17 protein-coding genes and 2 pseudogenes are annotated in these 19,685 nt (G+C 70.6%); 11 read left to right on the top strand and 8 right to left on the bottom strand.

The features are described 5' to 3' along the window. Window positions 1-13 precede the first annotated feature (13 nt). The gene (locus A8W25_RS11715) at window positions 14-1,408 is read left to right on the top strand and encodes a DUF445 domain-containing protein (RefSeq protein WP_079125972.1); all 1,395 of its coding nucleotides are present in this window, start codon (window positions 14-16) and stop codon (window positions 1,406-1,408) included. Between the two features lie 85 nt (window positions 1,409-1,493). Here the strand turns inward: A8W25_RS11715 and A8W25_RS11710 are convergent, their stop codons facing one another. Next, on the bottom strand, window positions 1,494-2,342 hold the full coding sequence (locus A8W25_RS11710) for a dienelactone hydrolase family protein (RefSeq protein WP_067159454.1): 849 nt from the start codon (window positions 2,340-2,342) through the stop codon (window positions 1,494-1,496). A 109-nt stretch (window positions 2,343-2,451) separates the two neighbouring features. On the opposite strand from A8W25_RS11710, the gene A8W25_RS11705 reads away from it, so the two are divergent. Further along, a complete protein-coding gene (locus A8W25_RS11705; RefSeq protein WP_067159451.1) occupies window positions 2,452-3,423 on the top strand; it encodes a GlxA family transcriptional regulator in 972 nt (323 codons plus the stop codon). Window positions 3,424-3,439: 16 nt separating this feature from the next. Here A8W25_RS11705 and A8W25_RS11700 read toward each other — a convergent pair whose 3' ends face one another. The 5 genes from A8W25_RS11700 to A8W25_RS11680 all read right to left on the bottom strand — a co-directional run bounded on the left by A8W25_RS11700 (window position 3,440) and on the right by A8W25_RS11680 (window position 7,109). Next, window positions 3,440-4,705, bottom strand: a complete 1,266-nt coding sequence (locus A8W25_RS11700; protein WP_067159448.1) for an MFS transporter — start codon at window positions 4,703-4,705, stop codon at window positions 3,440-3,442. 31 nt (window positions 4,706-4,736) lie between these two features. Continuing rightward, complete coding sequence (locus A8W25_RS11695) at window positions 4,737-5,330, bottom strand: ArsR/SmtB family transcription factor (RefSeq protein ID WP_067159445.1); 594 nt, start codon at window positions 5,328-5,330, stop codon at window positions 4,737-4,739. A 362-nt stretch (window positions 5,331-5,692) separates the two neighbouring features. Further along, entirely contained in the window at window positions 5,693-5,995 is a 303-nt protein-coding gene (locus A8W25_RS11690; RefSeq protein ID WP_067159442.1) for a hypothetical protein, read from the bottom strand. 53 nt (window positions 5,996-6,048) lie between these two features. Further along, window positions 6,049-6,264 (bottom strand): DUF397 domain-containing protein, encoded by a 216-nt coding sequence (locus A8W25_RS11685; RefSeq protein ID WP_067159437.1) that lies wholly within the window; start codon window positions 6,262-6,264, stop codon window positions 6,049-6,051. Next, complete coding sequence (locus tag A8W25_RS11680) at window positions 6,261-7,109, bottom strand: helix-turn-helix domain-containing protein (protein ID WP_067159433.1); 849 nt, start codon at window positions 7,107-7,109, stop codon at window positions 6,261-6,263. Before A8W25_RS11680 ends, A8W25_RS11685 begins: the two co-directional genes overlap by 4 nt. Before the next feature lie 116 nt (window positions 7,110-7,225). On the opposite strand from A8W25_RS11680, the gene A8W25_RS11675 reads away from it, so the two are divergent. Next, window positions 7,226-7,918 (top strand): ATP-binding protein, encoded by a 693-nt coding sequence (locus tag A8W25_RS11675; protein ID WP_324616202.1) that lies wholly within the window; start codon window positions 7,226-7,228, stop codon window positions 7,916-7,918. Between the two features lie 16 nt (window positions 7,919-7,934). Here A8W25_RS11675 and A8W25_RS11670 read toward each other — a convergent pair whose 3' ends face one another. Continuing rightward, the gene (locus A8W25_RS11670; RefSeq protein WP_067159427.1) at window positions 7,935-11,132 is read right to left on the bottom strand and encodes a DUF3427 domain-containing protein; all 3,198 of its coding nucleotides are present in this window, start codon (window positions 11,130-11,132) and stop codon (window positions 7,935-7,937) included. Between the two features lie 83 nt (window positions 11,133-11,215). Next, window positions 11,216-12,232 (bottom strand): SEC-C domain-containing protein, encoded by a 1,017-nt coding sequence (locus A8W25_RS11665; RefSeq protein ID WP_067159424.1) that lies wholly within the window; start codon window positions 12,230-12,232, stop codon window positions 11,216-11,218. A 96-nt stretch (window positions 12,233-12,328) separates the two neighbouring features. On the opposite strand from A8W25_RS11665, the pseudogene A8W25_RS33370 reads away from it, so the two are divergent. From A8W25_RS33370 to A8W25_RS11630, 8 genes and pseudogenes are all read left to right on the top strand, one after another. Further along, window positions 12,329-12,451 (top strand): annotated as a pseudogene (locus A8W25_RS33370) (haloacid dehalogenase); the annotation flags it as partial. Beyond that, complete coding sequence (locus A8W25_RS11660; protein ID WP_067159420.1) at window positions 12,448-13,500, top strand: ABC transporter ATP-binding protein; 1,053 nt, start codon at window positions 12,448-12,450, stop codon at window positions 13,498-13,500. The pseudogene A8W25_RS33370 and the gene A8W25_RS11660, both read left to right, overlap by 4 nt. A gap of 34 nt (window positions 13,501-13,534) precedes the next feature. Beyond that, window positions 13,535-14,077: pseudogene (locus A8W25_RS11655) on the top strand (2-aminoethylphosphonate ABC transporter permease subunit); the annotation flags it as partial. A 47-nt stretch (window positions 14,078-14,124) separates the two neighbouring features. Continuing rightward, window positions 14,125-15,177, top strand: a complete 1,053-nt coding sequence (locus A8W25_RS11650; RefSeq protein WP_067159420.1) for an ABC transporter ATP-binding protein — start codon at window positions 14,125-14,127, stop codon at window positions 15,175-15,177. 34 nt (window positions 15,178-15,211) lie between these two features. After that, the gene (locus A8W25_RS11645) at window positions 15,212-16,135 is read left to right on the top strand and encodes a 2-aminoethylphosphonate ABC transporter permease subunit (RefSeq protein ID WP_067161061.1); all 924 of its coding nucleotides are present in this window, start codon (window positions 15,212-15,214) and stop codon (window positions 16,133-16,135) included. Continuing rightward, window positions 16,122-16,919, top strand: a complete 798-nt coding sequence (locus A8W25_RS11640; protein WP_067159417.1) for an ABC transporter permease — start codon at window positions 16,122-16,124, stop codon at window positions 16,917-16,919. Before A8W25_RS11645 ends, A8W25_RS11640 begins: the two co-directional genes overlap by 14 nt. Window positions 16,920-16,936: 17 nt before the next feature. Next, a complete protein-coding gene (locus A8W25_RS11635; RefSeq protein WP_067159414.1) occupies window positions 16,937-18,007 on the top strand; it encodes a 2-aminoethylphosphonate ABC transporter substrate-binding protein in 1,071 nt (356 codons plus the stop codon). A 93-nt stretch (window positions 18,008-18,100) separates the two neighbouring features. Further along, window positions 18,101-19,615, top strand: a complete 1,515-nt coding sequence (locus A8W25_RS11630) for an alkaline phosphatase family protein (RefSeq protein WP_067159411.1) — start codon at window positions 18,101-18,103, stop codon at window positions 19,613-19,615. Window positions 19,616-19,685: the final 70 nt, after the last annotated feature.

Below are 19,685 nucleotides of genomic sequence, written 5' to 3'. Positions count from 1 at the left end.
ACGGGCGGAGCCAATGGAACGTACTGAATCGGCCAAGGGGGCGGAGCCCGGGCACGCCGGACCGCCCGCGGCGGGCCCCACTGTGCTGACGTCCGCGTTCTCGTACACGGCGGCGGACGAGGAGAAGCGCCGCGGCGTGCGCCGTATGAAGGCGACGGCGACGGGCCTGCTGCTCCTGGTGGCGCTGGTCTTCGCCCTGGCGACCTGGGCGGACCGCTCCGGCGCGGGCTCCTGGGCGGCCTACGTCGCGGCGGCGGCGGAGGCGGGGATGGTGGGCGCGCTGGCGGACTGGTTCGCGGTGACGGCCCTGTTCCGCCACCCGCTGGGCGTCCCGATCCCGCACACGGCGATCATCCCGAACAAGAAGGACCAGCTGGGCGAGTCGCTGGGCACGTTCGTGGGGGAGAACTTCCTCTCCCCCCAGGTGGTGCGGACCCGGCTGGGCGCCCTGGGCATAGGCGCCCGGATGGGCACGTGGCTGGCGGAGCCGTCCCACGCGGACAGGGTGACGTCAGAACTGGCGACGGCGTTGCGCGGCGCGTTGACGGTCCTGCGGGACTCGGACGTCCAGGCGGTGGTCGGGGAGGCGATCACCCGCCGGGCGGACGCGGCGGAGATCGCGCCGGGCATCGGCAAGACCCTGGAGAAGGTGGTCGCGGACGGCGGTCACCGCCGGGTGGTGGACCTGGTGTGCGCGAGGGCGCACGACTGGCTGGTGCTGCACGGCGACTCGGTGATGGAGGCGGTCCAGGGCGGCGCCCCCGGCTGGACCCCCCGCTTCGTCGACAAGAAGGTCGGCGAGCGCGTCTACAAGGAACTGCTCCGCTTCGTCACCGAGATGCGGGACATGCCCGCGCACCCCGCGCGCGGGGCGCTGGACCGCTTCCTGGCGGACTTCGCGGCGGACCTCCAGTCCGACACGGAGACGCGCGCGAAGGTGGAGCGCCTGAAGTCGGACGTACTGGCCCGCCCCGAGGTCCAGGACGTCATCGCGTCCGCCTGGTCCTCGGTCCGCGCGATGATCATCGCGGCGGCGGAGGACGAACGCAGCGAGCTGCGTCTGCGGGCGAGGGCGTCCCTGCTGTCCCTGGGCGCCCGCCTCTCCACGGACACCCGCCTCCAGTCGAAGGTCGACGGCTGGGTCCAGGACGCGGCGGCGTACGTGGTCTCCACGTACCGCACGGAGATCACGTCCCTGATCACGGACACGGTCCGCTCCTGGGACGCGTCCGACACGTCGAGGAAGATCGAGGCCCACATCGGCCGCGACCTCCAGTTCATCCGGATCAACGGGACGGTGGTGGGGGCGCTGGCGGGGGTCAGCGAACAGCCACCGTCCACCCCCACCGACCCGTCCGGCACGGACCCCCGGGTGGTCAGGCGGGGCGCCGAGCCACCCGGCCGTTGAGCAGGCGGAGGTTCAAAGACAGGCTCCGAAAGCTGCCCGGCCCGGACCCACACCCCCGTGGCGCGTCCGGGCCGGGCGGTATCGGTCAGGGCGCCTGGCGGCTCGCCGTCTGTCCGGGGCGCCTCAGCCGGTCGGTCAGGAACGCGAGGATCTCGTCCCTGGCCGCCAGGGTGGGATGCCCGTCCTCGTCCACCAGGTGGGCGGTGACGACGCTGTGCGGGGAGGCGACCACCTCGTCGAAGAACGGCGGCGGATCGGTGCGGGCACTACTTCCCGCGAGAACACGGCCGTCGAAGGCGTCGCCGAGGAGCTTGCGGTACGCGGCGAACCGCCGGCCCGTGCACCAGCGGTCGTCGTCGAAGCGGTAGGCGAGCACCTTCAGTCCGTCGCGTACGACGCGGTCGCGGACCGCGCGCGCGTCCTCGTCGCCGATCTCCAGTGCGGCGGGATCATCGAGCGGCAGCGAGGGGTGGTTGACCACCGGCGCGATGACGGCCGGTTCGAGGGCCATGGTGAGGGCGAAGTTGCCGGTGAAGCACAGCCCGACCGCGCCGACGCCCGGACCGCCGCATTCCGCGTGGGCCCGGCGCGCGAGTCCGCGCAGCCAGGCGGTGACGGGGCTGGTACCTCCCCCGGCGAACGCACGGAACTCGGCGCTGACGCAGGCGCGGCGGACGACCTCGCGCCCCTCCTCGGCCGTGGGGTAGGCACCGTCGACCCCGAAGAGCGAGGGGACGTAGACGGTGAGGCCCGCCTCCCGTACCCACCGCGCGAACCGGAGGACGTCGGGGCTGATGCCGGGCATCTCCGGCATCAGCACGACGGCCGGCCCGGTGCCCGCGACGTACACCGTCTTCACTGTCCCGTCCACCTCCACGAGCCGGCGGGAGAAATCCGCGATCGCGTCGTCGCGACGTCGGTTGGCAGCGTTCATGGGGGACAGCCTGGTCTCGTACCGCCGCGCCCCATGAGGGGCCCGATCGCCATGTATGACGGTAATCTCGCCAGGGGCCGACGGCGTCGCGGTCGGCGGGGAGGCGAGTATGAGTGCGTTGCGCGTGGGTGTCCTGGCCTATCCGGGCTGTTTCGCGTCCGAGGTGTTCGGCGTCCCCGATCTGCTGACGATGGCCATGCACGTCGCCGGTCCGGACCACGCGGGATACGAGGTGTCGATCGTCTCGCCCCGCCGTCGCGTCGCCGCGTCGGGCGGTACGGCCCTGTCCGTCTCTCCCCTGCGCGAGGTCGACGTCCTCGTCGTGCCCGGCTTCGAGCTCGTGCCGGGCCACGACCTGGACGCCGGACTCGCCCTCCTCGCCCCGGAGATCGCGGCGATCCGCTCCCACACCGCCGCGGGCAACGCCGTGGTGTCGATCTGTGTCGGTGCGTTCCTGCTCGCCGAGGCGGGACTTCTCGACGGGCGCCGGGTGACGACGTCATGGCTCTTCGCGGACGAACTGGCCCGGCGCTGTCCGGACGCCGACGTCCGGTCCCGGCACATGGTCGTGACCGACGAGGGCGTGACGACGACGGCCGCCTTCAGTGCCATGTACGACTTCGCCCTGGAGCTGATCCGCCGGCACAGCGGGGCCGCCGTGGCACGGACGACCGCACGTGTCGCGCTCGTCGACGACGCGCGCTCGTCCCAGAGCCCCTATGTCGACGCGCGGCTGCTGCCCCGGCCCGGCGACGAGTTCTCCCACCGGGTCATGCGACGGCTCGACCAGACCCTCGCCGACCGGTACGACCTCACCGCGTTGTCGCAGACCTTCAACGTCAGCACCCGGACGCTGCTGCGGCGCTTCGGCGACGAGACCGGTCGCACTCCGCTGGAGTACCTGCAGTCGTCCCGCGTCCGGCGCGCCCGCCACCTCCTGGAGACCACCGACCGTACCGTCGCCGGTATCTCCACGGCGGTCGGCTACCAGGACTCCGCGACCTTCGCCGCCCTGTTCGCCAAACACACCGGACAGCGCCCCAGGGACTACCGCGCGTCCTTCCGGCGCGGCGTCGGCTGAACGAGCCGGGGGATCCCTACGCGGCCAGGCCCGCCCGCTGCCGGGGCAGTTCCGCACGCCGTACCGCGTCGGAGGCCAGGGCGATGACGACGCCCAGACCGGCGAAGGCGCCGCAGCCGACGAACACCGGGGCGGCGCCCCAGGCCCCGATGGCGGCACCGGCCAGCGGGTAGCTCAGGGGCGCGATCCCGACCATGGTGACCATGACGACGGAGGTGACCCGGCCGAGGTAGGCGGGGTCCGCCGCGGTCTGTATGAGCGCGTTGTCCAGACCGCCGAAGACACCCGCGCTCAGCCCGATCACCCCGGCCAGCACCACCGCGATCCACAGGCTCGGCACCAGCGCGATGGCTGCCGCACCCACACAGCCCACCAGGAGCGTTCCGGCCAGCATCAGACCGGCCCGGGGCAGCCAGCCGGCGACGGCGAGCAGGACGGCACCGACCGCCGCTCCCGCACCGAAGCCGCTGACGATCCAGCCGTAGCCGGAAGCCCCCCAGCCGCGCTCGGCGTTGAGCAGCACCATGCCGACGTTGAGGGTGGCGGTGAGACCCAGCTCGCACAGGGCGCCGACCGCGACGAGCGGCCCGATGAGGCGGTGGCGGCGGATGTAGCGCAGCCCGTCGAGCAGGTCCTCGCGCGCGGTGGCGACTTCGGCTTCGGCGCGCTCGCCGAGGGGCCGTGTCCGTACCGTCAGCAGGAGCGGCAGCGACAGCGCGAAGAGCAGGCCCGCGACCGTGAAGGCAGCCGCCACACCTCCGAGCCCCATGGCCAGCCCGGCGATCGGCGGACCCGCGATCTGGCTCAGGCGCATCGACAGCGAGCGCAGACCGGTGACCCGGGCCAGCTGCCCGGCGCCGGTGATCCGCGGCGGGAGGGCTCCGATCGCGGGGACGAACAGCGCGTCCACGGCGCCGAAGACGAGGGCCACCGCGACCAGGATCCACAGGGCCGGGGCGGACAGGGCGATACCGGCGGCCACCGCCAGGATGAGCACACAGCGCAGCGCGTCGCTGCCGAGGACGACCCGGCGGGGGTCGAGCCGGTCGGCCACCACACCTCCGCCGAGCATCAGGACCGCCCTCGGCAGCGCCCCGGCGGCCATGACGAGTCCGACCTCCGTGGGGCCCGAGGCGCTCTGCGCCGACCAGCCGAGGGCGACGAAGTACACGCTGTCGCCGATGAGGGAGGCGGTGTACGCGGCGAGCCAGCGCAGCACGTTGCCGTCGCGGTGGGCCGGCGTGGTGGCGCTTTCGGGCAGGGTGAAGTCCGCGGTGGTCAAGGAGGGCTCCGGTGGTCGGGCTGCGGCGGGGTCAGGGACGGAACGGGAAGCCGTAGAGGTGCACGGAGACGTGCTCACGGCCCTCGGTGTCGTCGGCCGTCCGGGATGCTTTGCCCCGGTCCCGCCAGCGCCGGGTCACCGCTTCCAACTCGTCGTTCATCTCGGCGAGTTCGGCCGGTGTCAGATCGAGCAGCCACTCGGAGCTGAAGGCGGCGTCGGTCCACTCCTTGCCCCAGGCGGCCGTCTGGTCGAGATACGTGCGGTACTGGGCGGCGCGGCCGTCGAAGATCCCACGGGTCACCGCGCCGACGGCGGCCGCCCCTTCGGGGGTATCCGTGAAGTCCGAGTCGCGAAAACCCCAGCCCTCCTCGGAGGCCACCTGCCACCACCGCTCCCGGCCGTCGGCGCCGCGGCCGCTCGCCTCGGCCACGAAGCCGTGCTCGGCCAGTTTGCGCAGGTGGTAGCTGACCAGCGAGGGCGCCTGGCCGGCCTGTTCGGCGAGCTGGGAGGCGGTCGCGGTGCCCGCGGCGTACAGCAGCCGGTACAGCTGCATCCGCAGGGGGTTCGTGAACGCCTTCAGCCGGGACAGGTCGGTGATCTGCTCGGGCTCGCGCTTCGGTCGCATGCGCCGAGCCTAGATAGGAAAGATAAATTGCGCAATAATTCTTTCAGATCTTGCGGACCCTCTCCGCCCGGTGCGGCTTGGGCTGCCGGGACGGCGCGGCTGAGCCCGCCGGGCGGGGGTCTCCCGGTGCGGTGCGGGACCCGGTGCGGGGACTGTCCCCTGCTGGGCGCGCGGCCGCAGTCCTGTCCCTGCTCTGCGTGGCCACGCGCCCAGCCGGTCCATCCTGCGGGGAGTCGCAGTGTGCACCATTACGTACGTACGAGTCGTCCGGGGCGTTCATCCGGTTCCCGGATACGCCAGGACATTTTTCCGGGCGGGCGTTGCGCGTGCTCCGGGGCCGGCCACGCCACGCTCCGGGCGGGCTAGCCGGCCTTGCGCGTGACGGCCCAGGAGGCCACAGCGACCCCACCGGCCACGGCGAACACGGACGGCCAGGCGCCGACCTTCTTGGCGAGCGGGTGCGACCCGGCGAACGCGGCGACGTACGCCGTGGTGAGCCCGACGGCCGCCTTGGTCCCGGCGGCCTGCTTCCACTCCCGCGCGGCCACGGCCCCGGCGGCGGCCAGCGCCACCCCACCGAGCGGCCGCTTCTTGGTCCACCGAGCGGTGGCATACCCACCCACGAGCCCACCCGCGGCGATAACTGCTGCCGGAACCTTGGCCATGTTGTGCCTCCTGCGCCTCTGTGGTCTGTCCACTCCGAGGCTAATGGGCGGCTTCAGGCTGCCCGCATCCGGTCCTGGCGGAGGGCGGTGACGAACGTGTCCCAGGCGGGGCCGGTGAAGGTGAGGCGGGGGCCGCGGGGGTGCTTGGAGTCGCGGACGGCAGTGCCGAGGGCGAGGAAGGCCGCCTCGACGCACTCACCGCCGGATCCGTTGCTGTAGCTGCTCTTGAACCATTCGCCCCTGCTGCACGTACGGGCCGTGGTGCTCATTGGGAGTGCTCCTCCATCACGCGCCTGATCAACGCCGTCGACTGCGAGGGGCTCGACGCGAGAGCCCGAAGGTTGTCGAAGGCCTTGGTGTACTGCCCTACATCATGCGGCGTCTCCAGATACGTGGCATCGGTCAGACCATCGCGGTAGACCAGATCGGGATCCTCCTGCTCGGGAAACCCGAGGATGGTGAAGGCGCCGGTCGCGGGGTAGGTGCCAGCAGTAAACGGCAATACTTGCAGTGTCACGTTGCCCAACTCGCTCACGACGAGCATCCGTTCGAGCTGATCTCGCATGAGCTTCCGATCGCCGATGACGTGACGCAGCACGCTCTCGTGCACGATGAACCAAGCGTCCGGTGCCGATGCCTTGGTGAGAAGGCTTTGTCGCTCCGTGCGGACCTTCACCGCTCGTTCGAAATCCGCCGCAGACATCTGGTTCGAGGCGAGATGCAACTCGGCTGTGTACTCCGGAGATTGCATCAGCCCCGGAATGAACTCGCACTGGTACTGGCGCAGGCTCGACGCGGCCTGTTCAAAGCCCACGTATCCGGCGAACCAACGCGGGACTCCGGTGCCGTGCGCCTGCCACCAGCCGCGCAACTTCGAATCTTTGGCAAGCGCCATTAGGAGCTCGCGTAGCTCGTCGCTGGTGCCGTAGTAGCGGCACAGGGCGTCGATGTCGGAGGGCTGAACGCGACCGCTCCCCGTCTCCAGCCGGTTGACCTTGGAGCCACTCCAGCTCAGCGCCTCTCCCACTTGGTTGCAGGTCAGCTGGCTGCCCTCACGCAGCTTCTTGAGCTCGATGGCCAGGCGGCGGCGACGAGCGGTGGGGGAATCTGCCACGTCAACTCCAGGTGCTGTAGCGGACGTTCAGTCTCTGTGGAAGGGGGGTGCGCTGCCAATCGCTCGATCGTGGGAATCCCTTCATGCAAATTGCATGAAGGGATAGGCGTACTGCCATGCTCGCACCATGGCCGATGCGGGATCGAGAGGGTGATGGCGTGGCCGGATGCAGGTTCAAGGTCCGCAGGAAGCCGTGGGATCTGCCGTTCTTAGCGGAGCCCGAGGAGGTGCGCGGGTTGCGGAACGTGATGCGGGTGCATCTCCGTATCTGGGGTCTGGCGCACGTGATCGACGCCGCTCAGCTGTGTGTGACTGAGCTGGTCACGAACGTCATCACGCATGTCGGGTGTGGGACGCCGGCGACCTTGGCGGTCTCCATGAATGGCGGCTCCCTGCGCCTCGAAGTGACCGACCCGGATGCACGAGCCCTGCCGACCCTTCTCTCAGCCACGGAAGGAGAGGAGTCGGGAAGAGGCATGGCACTTGTGGATGCGATGTCGACGCGTTGGGGTGTTGTCCTGCGCGCGGACTCCAAGGTGACGTGGTGCGAGCTCGCCACCGGGCTCCCATCGGCGGACGATCACGTCAGGGAGCCTGGAGTCGACACGGCGGAAGCACTGCTGTCGTTGTACTGCTGCCTGGACGATCACGCGGCCGGAAAAGATGCCAAGCCGTTCAGCGTGGCGGTCGCAGAGGAGGCCGCGACCCAGATCGTCGCGGACCTCCTCGACTGGTTGCGAGCACACGGATGCGACCCCAGCGTCACGCTGGACCAGGCCCTTGTGCGCTGCGAAGCCGAAGCATCGTGACCTCAGGGTTGCCGGGTCAGCTCGCAACAATGTGGGCGTACGTCCAGACGTCGGCTGGCAGCTCGTTGTGGAGGCGCCACGTTATGGCCATCGGCTTGCTTCCCTCATGTCTGACGTACGTTGCCGGACCCAGCAGCATCCACGGCTGGGACTTCCCGATGTCGTTGTCCTTGTAGCGGCGCATGAAGAGCATCACGTGGCTGCCCTGCGCGGCGTGGCGCTGATAGCGCCGACCTGTGGGCGAGTTGGCCGCCGTGGTGCTCTGCGACTCCCAGTGGAACTGCGTGGGGCTCAGGGCGAAGTCCTTGTAACGGATCGACGGAGAGAAGTCCTTCTCGTTCTTCTCCAGCGTGATCAGCAGGGCGTCCGTCTTGAGGGCGTCCACCCACGCGACGCCTTGCGCGAAGGAACCAGGCATCTGGCCGCCGAGTTGGGCGACGCCCAGGGCGGCCAGGATCTCCGAGCGGTTGTAGGCGCTGTGGATCTTCAGGGGGAGCTCGTGGTGGGGCCCTGTCAGGTCGAGCGGGAGGTGATCCGTACGGTCGTGGATGTGGGCCAGCACCTGGCGGAGCTCACTGCGCAGGGCGACCTGCTCGCGCAGCGAGTCGAAACCCTCCTGGTAGCTGGAGAATCCGCCCGCCTTGTCCCACAGGTTGAAGAAGAGCATGCGGGCATAGCCCTGGTGCGTGACGTCCAGATCGGCGTATGCGGGCGCGTCGTCTTCCAGGAGCCGGGTGTACGCCTCGACGCGCTCGCGGTCGTCTGCGTGCAGGAATGCGTGGACACGCTTGAGGAGTTGCTCTTCGCCGGGCGGCGCGTCTTCCGGGATGAGGTTCGCGTAGCGCAGTATCCGTGTCCAGGAGTTCGAGCCCTTGTAGAGCTCCTTGATCTCGCGGCGACTCTCGGTGAGATACGCCGAAAGACCCACCTCGGCGAAATCCTTCACCTCGGAGGCGAGTACCCGGATGCCCGCCTTGAGCTGCGTACGGACGTTGTCCAGGACGATGTCCTTGGCGACACCTTCGAGCATGATCTGGCAGCCGGACGGGAGCTGCGGGAAATCGCGCTCCAGATTGTCGACCAGACGGTTGCGCGACAGGCTCGTCAGGGCGCGGAATTGCTCCTCGAAGCGGAATTCGGCACGGTGCTCACCGATGAAGTCGAGGACGGTCAGGACCGGCTTGTTCGGGGTACGGCGCAGGCCGCGGCCCAGCTGCTGGAGGAAGACCGTCGCACTGTTTGTCGGCCGCAGGAGCAGCAGGGTGTCGACATCCGGGATGTCCAGACCTTCGTTGAAGAGGTCCACCGAGAAGATCACTTGAAGGGGGCCGTTGCGCAGGGAGGCGAGTGCTGAGTCCCGCTCGGAGGGAGGCGAGTCGCTGTCGAGGGATACGGCTTTGATGCCCGCCTTGCGGAAGAAGCTGGCCATGAAGCGAGCGTGCGCCTTGGTTACGCAGAATCCGAGCGCACGCATGGACTCTGGATGGGCGATCTTCTGCTGTATGGCCTTCACGACCAGTCGGGCGCGAGCATCGTTGCCGGTGTAGACGTCACCCAGCTCGGCAACGTCGTACGAGCCCTTCTGCCAGCTGAGAGCCTTGAGGTCGGTGCCGTCCGGGATGCCGAAGTAGTGGAACGGACACAGCAGATCGTTGTCCAGCGCCTCCCACAGGCGCATTTCGGCGGCGATGCGACCGTCGAAGAACTCGTCCTGGACGTTCCGCCCGTCCATACGCTCGGGTGTGGCCGTCAGGCCGAGTAGTTCCGCGGGTGCGAAGTGGTCGATCACCTGGCGGTAGGTGTTCGCCGTCGCATGGTGGAACTCGTCGATGACGATGATGTCGAAATGAGCTGGGTCCAGCAGCGACAGGCGCTGTTCTGTGAGGGACTGGACGCTGGCGAAGACGTGCTTCCATTCGTGCGGCTGCTCCCCGTTGTGAAGCAGCTCCCCGAAGGATGCGTCGTCCAGGACCTCGCGGTAGGTGCGCCGAGACTGCTTGAGGATCTCCTTGCGGTGCGCCACGAAGAGCAGCCGCAGATCCTTGCCTCTGGTGCGGAGGAGATCCCGGTAGTCCAGTGCGGCCATGACGGTCTTGCCGGTGCCGGTCGCGGCCACCAGCAGATTGCGATGGCGGTCGTGGACCTCCCGCTCGATGGTGAGCCGTTCCAGCATGTCCCGCTGATGTGCAAACGGGCGCACTTCGAGCCCGGAGAGGCTGATCCGCGTCTCACCGGAACTGGTGGTGCCGCCGGCCAGACCGAGCGCCTCGTCCAAGCGCTCGGCGTCTGCATCCGGGTCGTACGGCTCGAACGCGCTACTGCTCCAGTACGCGTCGAAGGTGGACTCGAACTTGTTGAGGACGTCACGAGTGGCGACTGAGGACAGCCGTACGTTCCACTCCAGGCCGTCGAGCAGCGCGGCCTTGGAGAGGTTGGAGCTGCCCACGTACGCGGTGTCGAAGCCGGTGTTGCGCCGGAACAGCCACGCCTTGGCGTGCAGCCGGGTGGAGCGGATCTCGTAGTTGATCCGGACCTCGGCGCCGAACTCCCGCACCAGCCGGTCGAGTGCCAGCCGGTCGGTGGCGCCCATGTAGGTCGTCGTGATGACCCGGATGGGCACACCGCGCTCCTTGGCTGCGCGCAGCGAGTCTTCCAGCACACGAAGCCCGTACCACTTCACGAAGGCACAGAGCAGGTCCACACGGTCCGCCGTAGCCAGCTCGGCGCGCAACTCGCTGCCGAGGCTGGGGTCTTCGGGTGCGTTGGTGAGGAGAGCCGTTTCGGAGAGCGGGGTGAGCGGGCGCATCGCGTACACACCCGGCGCCTCCTGCTCGGCGAGGGCCAGCAACTGGCGCGGGCCGTCGACGATGACGTCCTCGGGGTCCGGGCCCGGCTCCGCCGACGCTGCACCCCTGGGAGGGACGGCACTTGGCGGCGACGGAGCTTCGGTATCGGCGGCCAATGAAGAGAACGAGGCCATGATGTGGTTGGCGGCGGCCACCTGCTTGTCCTGCGGAAGCTCCCGCAACTTCCGCTGTACGGCCGCGGCGACGAACCGCGCGAGCACATGAGGCGAGGACTCCTGGCTGACCTCGGAGTCGACGACCTTCCACCCCGTGGCGGTGAGCCCGTCGATCTGCTCCTGCACCTGCTGCGTGATCAGCTTCTCGTACACGCCGGTGATCGGTTGAGTGAAATCCCCCGAGTCCGCCACGGCCTCTCCCTGGGTCGCTGGGTCATTCGATTCCGTTGCGACTCAGCTGTAACAAAGGCCACTGACATCCCCGACGGCGGCTGTCACGTAGCCCCATGGCACTCCGAATAAGCCACCCCCGACCCACACCAACAAGCCTCCCCCCGCCGAGGCGGCCAAGCCACAGCTCGCCCCCGGGCCGCCAGGGTCGTGGCGTACTGGGGGAGGAGGTCCGCGTTGGACGGGGAGGAGGATTCGGAGGCTGCGAAGGCCTCGTAGGACGGGACCGTGCCTGTGACGATGCCCAGGTTCGCCGTGCCCGTCGCCGACAGTTCGCGCAGGGACGCCTCGATGTCCAGGAGGTGGGCGTCGTGGGTGGGGTACTCCGTTGCCAAGGAGGGGTAGGCCGTGAGGAGTTCGTCCAGTTCGGGGGCCGGCCAGTGCAGGACCGCCACCGGGAACGGGCGGGAGAGGGCGGCGCGGTACGTGCCCAACTCCGTGCGCAGGCGCGCCAGTTCCGCCTTCAGTTCCGCCGGGTCGTCCGAGCCCAGGGACCACAGGCGCTTGGGGTCGTGGAGTTCGTCCAGGGTGATCTCGGCGCGGTGCAGGCGGTCCGCCAGCTCGTCCCAGGAGTCGTGGTCCAGGGCGAGCAGACGGCGTACGCGGTGGCGGGCCGTCAGCAGGGACTGGGTGGGGTACGGGATGTCCGCCGTCGGGTCGTCGGCGGGGAGCAGGAGCGTGAGCGCCGTCGTCAGGGTCGCGTGCGCCGCGTCCAGCTCGTCGTGCGTCTCCAGCGTCTCCGCCACGATCTCCCACGGGGCCGGGTCCCGGGGCGCCGAGCCGCGGATGCCCTCGATGATCGCCCGCGCCTCCGCCTCGTGCCCGTACTCCCAGAGGTTCGCCGCCTTGAAGGCCTTGATCAGGGCCGGGTGCTCGGGCTCGGCGGCCAGCAGACGGTCGTAGAGCGCCGTGGCCCGCTCGCGGTCGCCGGCCAGCTCCAGGTGGGCCGCGGCCTGCAGGAGCAGTGGTTCGTGGTCCTCGGGGTACTGCGCTGCGGTGCGCAGCAGACGCTCGGCTTCGGCGGTGTGATCGGTGTGATCGGCAGGCGTGTCGGGGCGCATGAGGGACACCGTACTGCTGTGCGGGGTCCAAGCGGAGGGGTGTTCCGGCCCTGGTGAGTTGACGGGGCAGCCCTTATGGTGCGCGCGTGCGGATACCGGGTCGCGGGGGTGCTGACCGGCGCCCACGGCAAGGACGCGCTGCGCGAGGCGGGCGCCACCGACGTGCTCGGCTCGGTGGCGGAGCTGCCGGACGTGCTGGCGCGGGCGGAAGCGTCGTGACCGGCATCCGCTTCGACGGGGTGAGCGTCGCGTACGGCGGCAACGTCGTCCTCGACTCGCTGGACCTCACGGTCGAGCCCGGCGAGGTCATGGCGCTGCTCGGCCCGTCCGGATCCGGCAAGACCACCGCGCTGCGGGCCGTCGCCGGGTTCGTGACGCCCGCCTCCGGGCGGGTGTTCATCGGCGGCCGGGACGTCACCGCGCTGCCGCCGCACCGGCGCGGGATCGGGATGGTCGTCCAGCAGTACGCCCTCTTCCCGCACCTGCGGGTCGCCGACAACGTCGCCTTCGGGCTGCGCGCCCAGAAGGCGCCCAGGGCCGAGATCCCCGGCCGGGTCGCCGAGGCGCTGGAGATGACCGGGATGGCGGCGTACGCGCGGCGCCATCCGCGCGAGCTCTCCGGCGGCCAGCAGCAGCGCGTCGCGATCGCGCGGGCGCTGGCCATCCGGCCGGGCGTGCTGCTCCTGGACGAGCCGCTCTCCGCGCTCGACGCCCAGCTGCGCTCCGGCATGCTCACCGAACTCGCCCGGCTGCACCGCGAGTTGCCGGAGGTCTCCATCCTCTACGTCACCCACGACCAGGTCGAGGCGCTGACCCTCGCGGACCGGATCGCGGTGATGGACCGGGCCCGGCTGCGGGACTGCGGCACCCCGCGGGACCTCTACCGGCGCCCGCGTACGGAGTTCACCGCGTCCTTCGTGGGCAACGCCAACCTGCTGCCCGTGCAGGTCGGTTCGGGGTACGTGTCCTTCGGCGGCACGAGCCTCGCGGTCGCCACGGACGAGGCCGCGGTGGGCGCGTCGGCCACGCTGTGCGTACGGCCGCACCTCGTCGGCCTCGGCGACGGCCCCAACGCCCTGCGCGGGCGGATCTCCGAGGTCCAGTGGCGCGGCTCGACGCACCGGCTGTACGTGGACGTGGCCGGCCACGCCGTCAAGGCGGACGTCCGCGAACTGCGCACCACCCCGGCCCTGGGCGACGAGGTCACGCTCCACTTCGCGTCCGAGGACGCGGTGCTGCTGGCGGCGGGGGTGACCGGTGGTGGCTGAGCTGCGGACCCCTTCAGGGGCGCGGGGCAGTGACATCAGCGGCTCCGCCGCGCGGGCGCGACCGGCCACCTACGGTCCGCAGCCGAACAGCCACCCGCCGGGCGGAGCACCCGGAGCGGAGACCGGGTCCGGACGGACACTCCCCACGTGGGCCTGGGCCCTTCCCCCGGTCCTCGCCCTCGCCCTGGTCTTCCTCTATCCCCTCGGCCTCGTCGTCAAGCAGTCGCTGACCCCCGACGGCGCCGACGGGATGTCCCTCGCCCCGTACACCGACGTCTTCGCGTCCCACGCGTTCCGCGACGCGCTCTGGACCACGGTGTGGCTGGCCGCCGGGTCGACCGTGGGCTGCCTGGTGCTGGGCTTCGTCCTCGCCCTGGTCATCGCCTTCGTACCGTTCCCCGGCGGGAAGGCCGTCGCCCGGTTCATCGATGTGTTCCTCTCCTTCCCGTCCTTCCTCATCACGCTCGCCCTGCTCTTCATCTACGGCACCGTCGGCATGGCCAACGGGCTGTGGACGGACGTCACCGGGGCGCACACGGGGCCGTTCCAGTTCCTCACCACGCCCACCGACGTGCTCGGCTCGGTGGCGGAGCTGCCGGACGTGCTGGCGCGGGCGGAAGCGTCGTGACCGGCATCCGCTTCGACGGGGTGAGCGTCGCGTACGGCGGCAACGTCGTCCTCGACTCGCTGGACCTCACGGTCGAGCCCGGCGAGGTCATGGCGCTGCTCGGCCCGTCCGGATCCGGCAAGACCACCGCGCTGCGGGCCGTCGCCGGGTTCGTGACGCCCGCCTCCGGGCGGGTGTTCATCGGCGGCCGGGACGTCACCGCGCTGCCGCCGCACCGGCGCGGGATCGGGATGGTCGTCCAGCAGTACGCCCTCTTCCCGCACCTGCGGGTCGCCGACAACGTCGCCTTCGGGCTGCGCGCCCAGAAGGCGCCCAGGGCCGAGATCCCCGGCCGGGTCGCCGAGGCGCTGGAGATGACCGGGATGGCGGCGTACGCGCGGCGCCATCCGCGCGAGCTCTCCGGCGGCCAGCAGCAGCGCGTCGCGATCGCGCGGGCGCTGGCCATCCGGCCGGGCGTGCTGCTCCTGGACGAGCCGCTCTCCGCGCTCGACGCCCAGCTGCGCTCCGGCATGCTCACCGAACTCGCCCGGCTGCACCGCGAGTTGCCGGAGGTCTCCATCCTCTACGTCACCCACGACCAGGTCGAGGCGCTGACCCTCGCGGACCGGATCGCGGTGATGGACCGGGCCCGGCTGCGGGACTGCGGCACCCCGCGGGACCTCTACCGGCGCCCGCGTACGGAGTTCACCGCGTCCTTCGTGGGCAACGCCAACCTGCTGCCCGTGCAGGTCGGTTCGGGGTACGTGTCCTTCGGCGGCACGAGCCTCGCGGTCGCCACGGACGAGGCCGCGGTGGGCGCGTCGGCCACGCTGTGCGTACGGCCGCACCTCGTCGGCCTCGGCGACGGCCCCAACGCCCTGCGCGGGCGGATCTCCGAGGTCCAGTGGCGCGGCTCGACGCACCGGCTGTACGTGGACGTGGCCGGCCACGCCGTCAAGGCGGACGTCCGCGAACTGCGCACCACCCCGGCCCTGGGCGACGAGGTCACGCTCCACTTCGCGTCCGAGGACGCGGTGCTGCTGGCGGCGGGGGTGACCGGTGGTGGCTGAGCTGCGGACCCCTTCAGGGGCGCGGGGCAGTGACATCAGCGGCTCCGCCGCGCGGGCGCGACCGGCCACCTACGGTCCGCAGCCGAACAGCCACCCGCCGGGCGGAGCACCCGGAGCGGAGACCGGGTCCGGACGGACACTCCCCACGTGGGCCTGGGCCCTTCCCCCGGTCCTCGCCCTCGCCCTGGTCTTCCTCTATCCCCTCGGCCTCGTCGTCAAGCAGTCGCTGACCCCCGACGGCGCCGACGGGATGTCCCTCGCCCCGTACACCGACGTCTTCGCGTCCCACGCGTTCCGCGACGCGCTCTGGACCACGGTGTGGCTGGCCGCCGGGTCGACCGTGGGCTGCCTGGTGCTGGGCTTCGTCCTCGCCCTGGTCATCGCCTTCGTACCGTTCCCCGGCGGGAAGGCCGTCGCCCGGTTCATCGATGTGTTCCTCTCCTTCCCGTCCTTCCTCATCACGCTCGCCCTGCTCTTCATCTACGGCACCGTCGGCATGGCCAACGGGCTGTGGACGGACGTCACCGGGGCGCACACGGGGCCGTTCCAGTTCCTCACCACGCCCTGGGGCGTCCTCCTCGCGGAGATCACGTACTTCACGCCCTTCGTGATGCGTCCGCTGCTCGCCGCGTTCTCCCAGCTCGACACCGCGCAGCTGGAGGTCGCCTCCTCGTTGGGCGCCCGGCCCGCCCGGATCGTGCGCCAGGTCGTGCTGCCCGAGGCGCTGCCCGCGCTCGCGGCCGGCGGGTCGCTCGTCCTGGTGATGTGCCTCAACGAATTCGGCATCGTGCTCTTCACCGGCGCGAAAGGGGTCACCACCCTCCCCATGCTCGTCTACAGCAAGGCGATCCTGGAGTCCGACTACCCGGCCGCCTGTGTCGTCGCCGTCGTCAACATCGCGATCTCCGTGGGCCTGTACGGCCTCTACCGGGTGGTGAGCCGACGTGCTGGTGCATAGCCGCGGCGGCCGCTGGGCCACCTGGACCGTCTTCTTCGTCCTCTTCCTGCCCCTGTTCGCCCTTCCGCTCCTCGTCGTGGTCGCCGCCTCCTTCGCGACCAACTGGTCCGGCGCCCTCCCGTCCGGCTTCACCACCGGCCACTACGACGCCGCCACCACCGGAGACTCCCTCCAGGCCCTCACCACCAGCCTGGTCACCGCGCTCACGGCCAGCGTGCTCGCCCTCACCGTGGGGGCCTGGGCCGCGCTCGCCGCCGCCTCGCTGGGCAGACGCGGCAAGCGGGCCATGGACGCGCTGTTCGTGCTGCCCGTCGCCGTCCCCTCGGTGGTCGTCGGACTCGCCGTGCTCGTCGCGTTCTCCAAGCCGCCGTTCCTGCTCAACGGGACGCGCTGGATCGTGATCCTCGCGCACACCGTTCTTGTCACGGCGTTCGCCTACCAGTCGGTTTCCGCCGCCATCCTGCGTCTGGACCCGATGTACGAGCAGGCCGCCGCGAGCCTGGGCGCCCGTCCCTCGTACGTGCTGTGGCGCGTCCGTCTGCCGCTGCTCCTGCCGTCCCTGAACGCGGCCGCCGGGCTCTGCTTCGCCCTGTCCATGGGCGAGTTGAGCGCCACGATGATGCTCTACCCGCCGGACTGGACACCCCTGCCGGTGCAGATCTTCGCCGCCACCGACCGCGGCTCGCTCTTCACCGGCGCGGCCGTCGCCGTGGTCCTCATGGGCACGACCCTGCTCGTGCTGCTCGCCGTCTCCCGTATCCGCACCAAAGCCAGCTTCAGATAACAGGAGTTCGAAACGTCATGCGCAGAAGCCTCCTCACCCCGCTCGCCGCCACCGCGGGCAGCCTCGCCCTCGCCGCCACCCTCTCCGCCTGCGGCGGCTCCTCCTCCGCCGACTCCAAGTCCGACGAGAAGGTCGTCACGGTCTACAGCGCCGACGGCCTGAAGGGCGAGAAGGGCGACGGCTGGTACGACAAGGTCTTCAAGGACTTCGAGGCGAAGACCGGCATCAAGGTCAAGTACGTCGAGGGCGGCTCGGGCGAGATGGTGCAGCGCGCCGTCCGCGAGAAGTCCAACACCCAGGCCGACGTGCTGGTCACGCTGCCGCCGTTCATCCAGCAGGCCGACACCAAGGGCCTGCTCCAGCCCTACACCCCGGCCGGCGCGGACAAGGTGGCGGACGCGCAGAAGAACGCCAAGGGCAAGTGGACGGCCGTCGTCAACAACTACTTCGGCTTCGTCTACAACAAGAAGGAGCTCAAGGCCGCCCCCAAGACGTGGGAGGAGCTCCTGGACGGCACGTACAAGAACAAGCTCCAGTACTCCACCCCGGGCGTCGCCGGAGACGGCACCGCCGTCGTCATCAAGGCGATGCACGACTTCGGCGGCAAGGAGGCCGCCATGGAGTACCTGAAGAAGCTCCAGGCCAACAACGTCGGCCCGTCCGCCTCCACCGGCAAGCTCGCCCCCAAGGTGGACAAGGGCGAACTCCTCGTCGCCAACGGCGATGTGCAGATGAACTACGCCCAGGCCAAGACCATGCCCCACCTCGGCATCTGGTTCCCCGCGACCGGCCCCGGCAAGCCCACCACCTTCGCGCTGCCCTACGCCGCCGGCCTCGTCGACAAGGCCCCGCACACCACCAACGGCAAGAAGCTGCTCGACTTCATGCTGACCGAGCAGGCACAGCAGCAGGTCAGCGCCATCGGCGGCGGCTTCGCGGCCCGTACCGACGTCAAGGCCACCGACCCCAACGCGACCGCCCTCGCCCAGCTGATGCAGGGCGTGGAGGTCTTCGAGCCGAACTGGCTCGACATCAGCACCAACCTGCCGTCGTACGTGGACGCCTGGAAGTCCGCCACCGGCAGCTGACCCGTCACCGCCGCTCGCCGCACCAACCCGACGCCCCTGCACCGCCAGGGGCGTCGGTCTGCCCGCGCCCCCTCTCCGTCCCCGGAGGACCACGTGACCACGTCAGGAATCTCCCGCCGCTCCCTGCTCGCCGGCGCCGCCGCCCTCGCGGCCGCCGCCGGGCCCCTCGCCTCCCTCGCCCGCGCCTCCCTCGCCCGCGCCGCGGCCCGCACCCCCAAGGTGCTGGTGATCGGCCTGGACGGCACCCTGCTCACCCGTGTCAAGGACGCCGACGCGCCCCGCCTCAAGTCCCTGATGGCGGGCGGCCTCACGGCCGCGAGCCCGCTGTACGCCAACCCCTTCGCGCCGACCATGTCCGGCCCCGGCTGGTCGACGATCATCACCGGTGTCTGGCCGGACAAGCACAACGTCAAGGACAACGCGTTCACCGGCCAGCGCTTCGCCCAGTACCCGGACTTCCTCACCCGCGTCGAGACGGCGAAGCCCTCGCTGTCCACGTACGCGGTCTCCTCGTGGGCGCCGATCACCGACACGATCTTCTCCTCGAAGGTCGACACCCGCGTCTCCACGCCGAGCGCCGAGTACGACACGGGCACCACCGACCGGGCCGTGGCGCGGCTGGGCAGCGCCCCCGGTCCCGACGCCGTGTTCGTCCAGCTCGACAACGTCGACCACGCCGGGCACACCTATGGCGCCGCCAGCCGGCAGTACCTCGACGCGATCCACGGTGTGGACACCCAGGTGGGCCGGCTGGTCGACGCGCTCGCCTCCCGGGCCACGTACGCCGACGAGGACTGGCTGGTGCTGGTGACCGCCGACCACGGGCACACCGACGCGGGCGGCCACGGTGGCTCCACCTGGCAGGAGCGCCAGACGTTCCTGATCGCCAACGGCGGTACCACCACACCCGGTTCGGTCCGCCACGACGTCCGGATGCCCGACGTCGCCGCCTCCGCGCTCGCCCACCTCGGCATCGCCGTCGACCCGGCGTGGGGCCTGGACGGCCGCCCGATCCAGCAGCCCTCGCCGGACGACTTCGACTCCCTGCGCCCCCGGCTCCAGACCCCGGTCGACGAGAGCGGCATCGGCGCCGGTGTCATCGGCTTCACCCACACCCCGCCCGCCGGCTGGTCCGTCGACAACTCCAGGATGGGCACCGGCGGGGTCACCGAGTGGCGCGGCTGGACGTTCACCACGGACGAGTTCTGGACCAAGGCCCAGCGCGACCAGCAGCGCGAGTCCAACGTCCGGGCCCGGAACGTCTTCGCGGTGGCCGACGGCGACGAGTGGCAGGACAAGGCCTTCACCGGCACCTTCGACTCCACCCTGGTCAGCCCCGCCTGGCCGGTGAGCGGCGGCGCCCCCGCCACGCTCTCGTACGTGACGCACTACGTCCAGGAGAGCCCGCAGAAGGGCGAGGTGCTCGTCTCCTACGACGGCGCGGCGCCGGTGACGGTGAAGACGTACACCTCGGACACCGTGGCCAAGGCGGAGTCGCTCACCCTGAACGTGCCCGCCGGGGCCACCACCGCCCAGGTGCGCTTCCGCTACACCGGCGGCAACAACTGGTACTGGGTGATCGACCAGGTGAAACTCGCCACTTCCTGACTAGGCTGGGCGGTGTCGGCACGGCACAGCGCGGTGCACCCCGGCACCGCCCAGTCCTCCCCCGGGCTCC

Origin of the sequence: Streptomyces sp. ERV7, from assembly GCF_001653515.1 — a bacterium.
In the GTDB taxonomy this organism is placed as follows: domain Bacteria; phylum Actinomycetota; class Actinomycetes; order Streptomycetales; family Streptomycetaceae; genus Streptomyces.
This window is presented reverse-complemented; position numbering and strand designations above follow the sequence as displayed.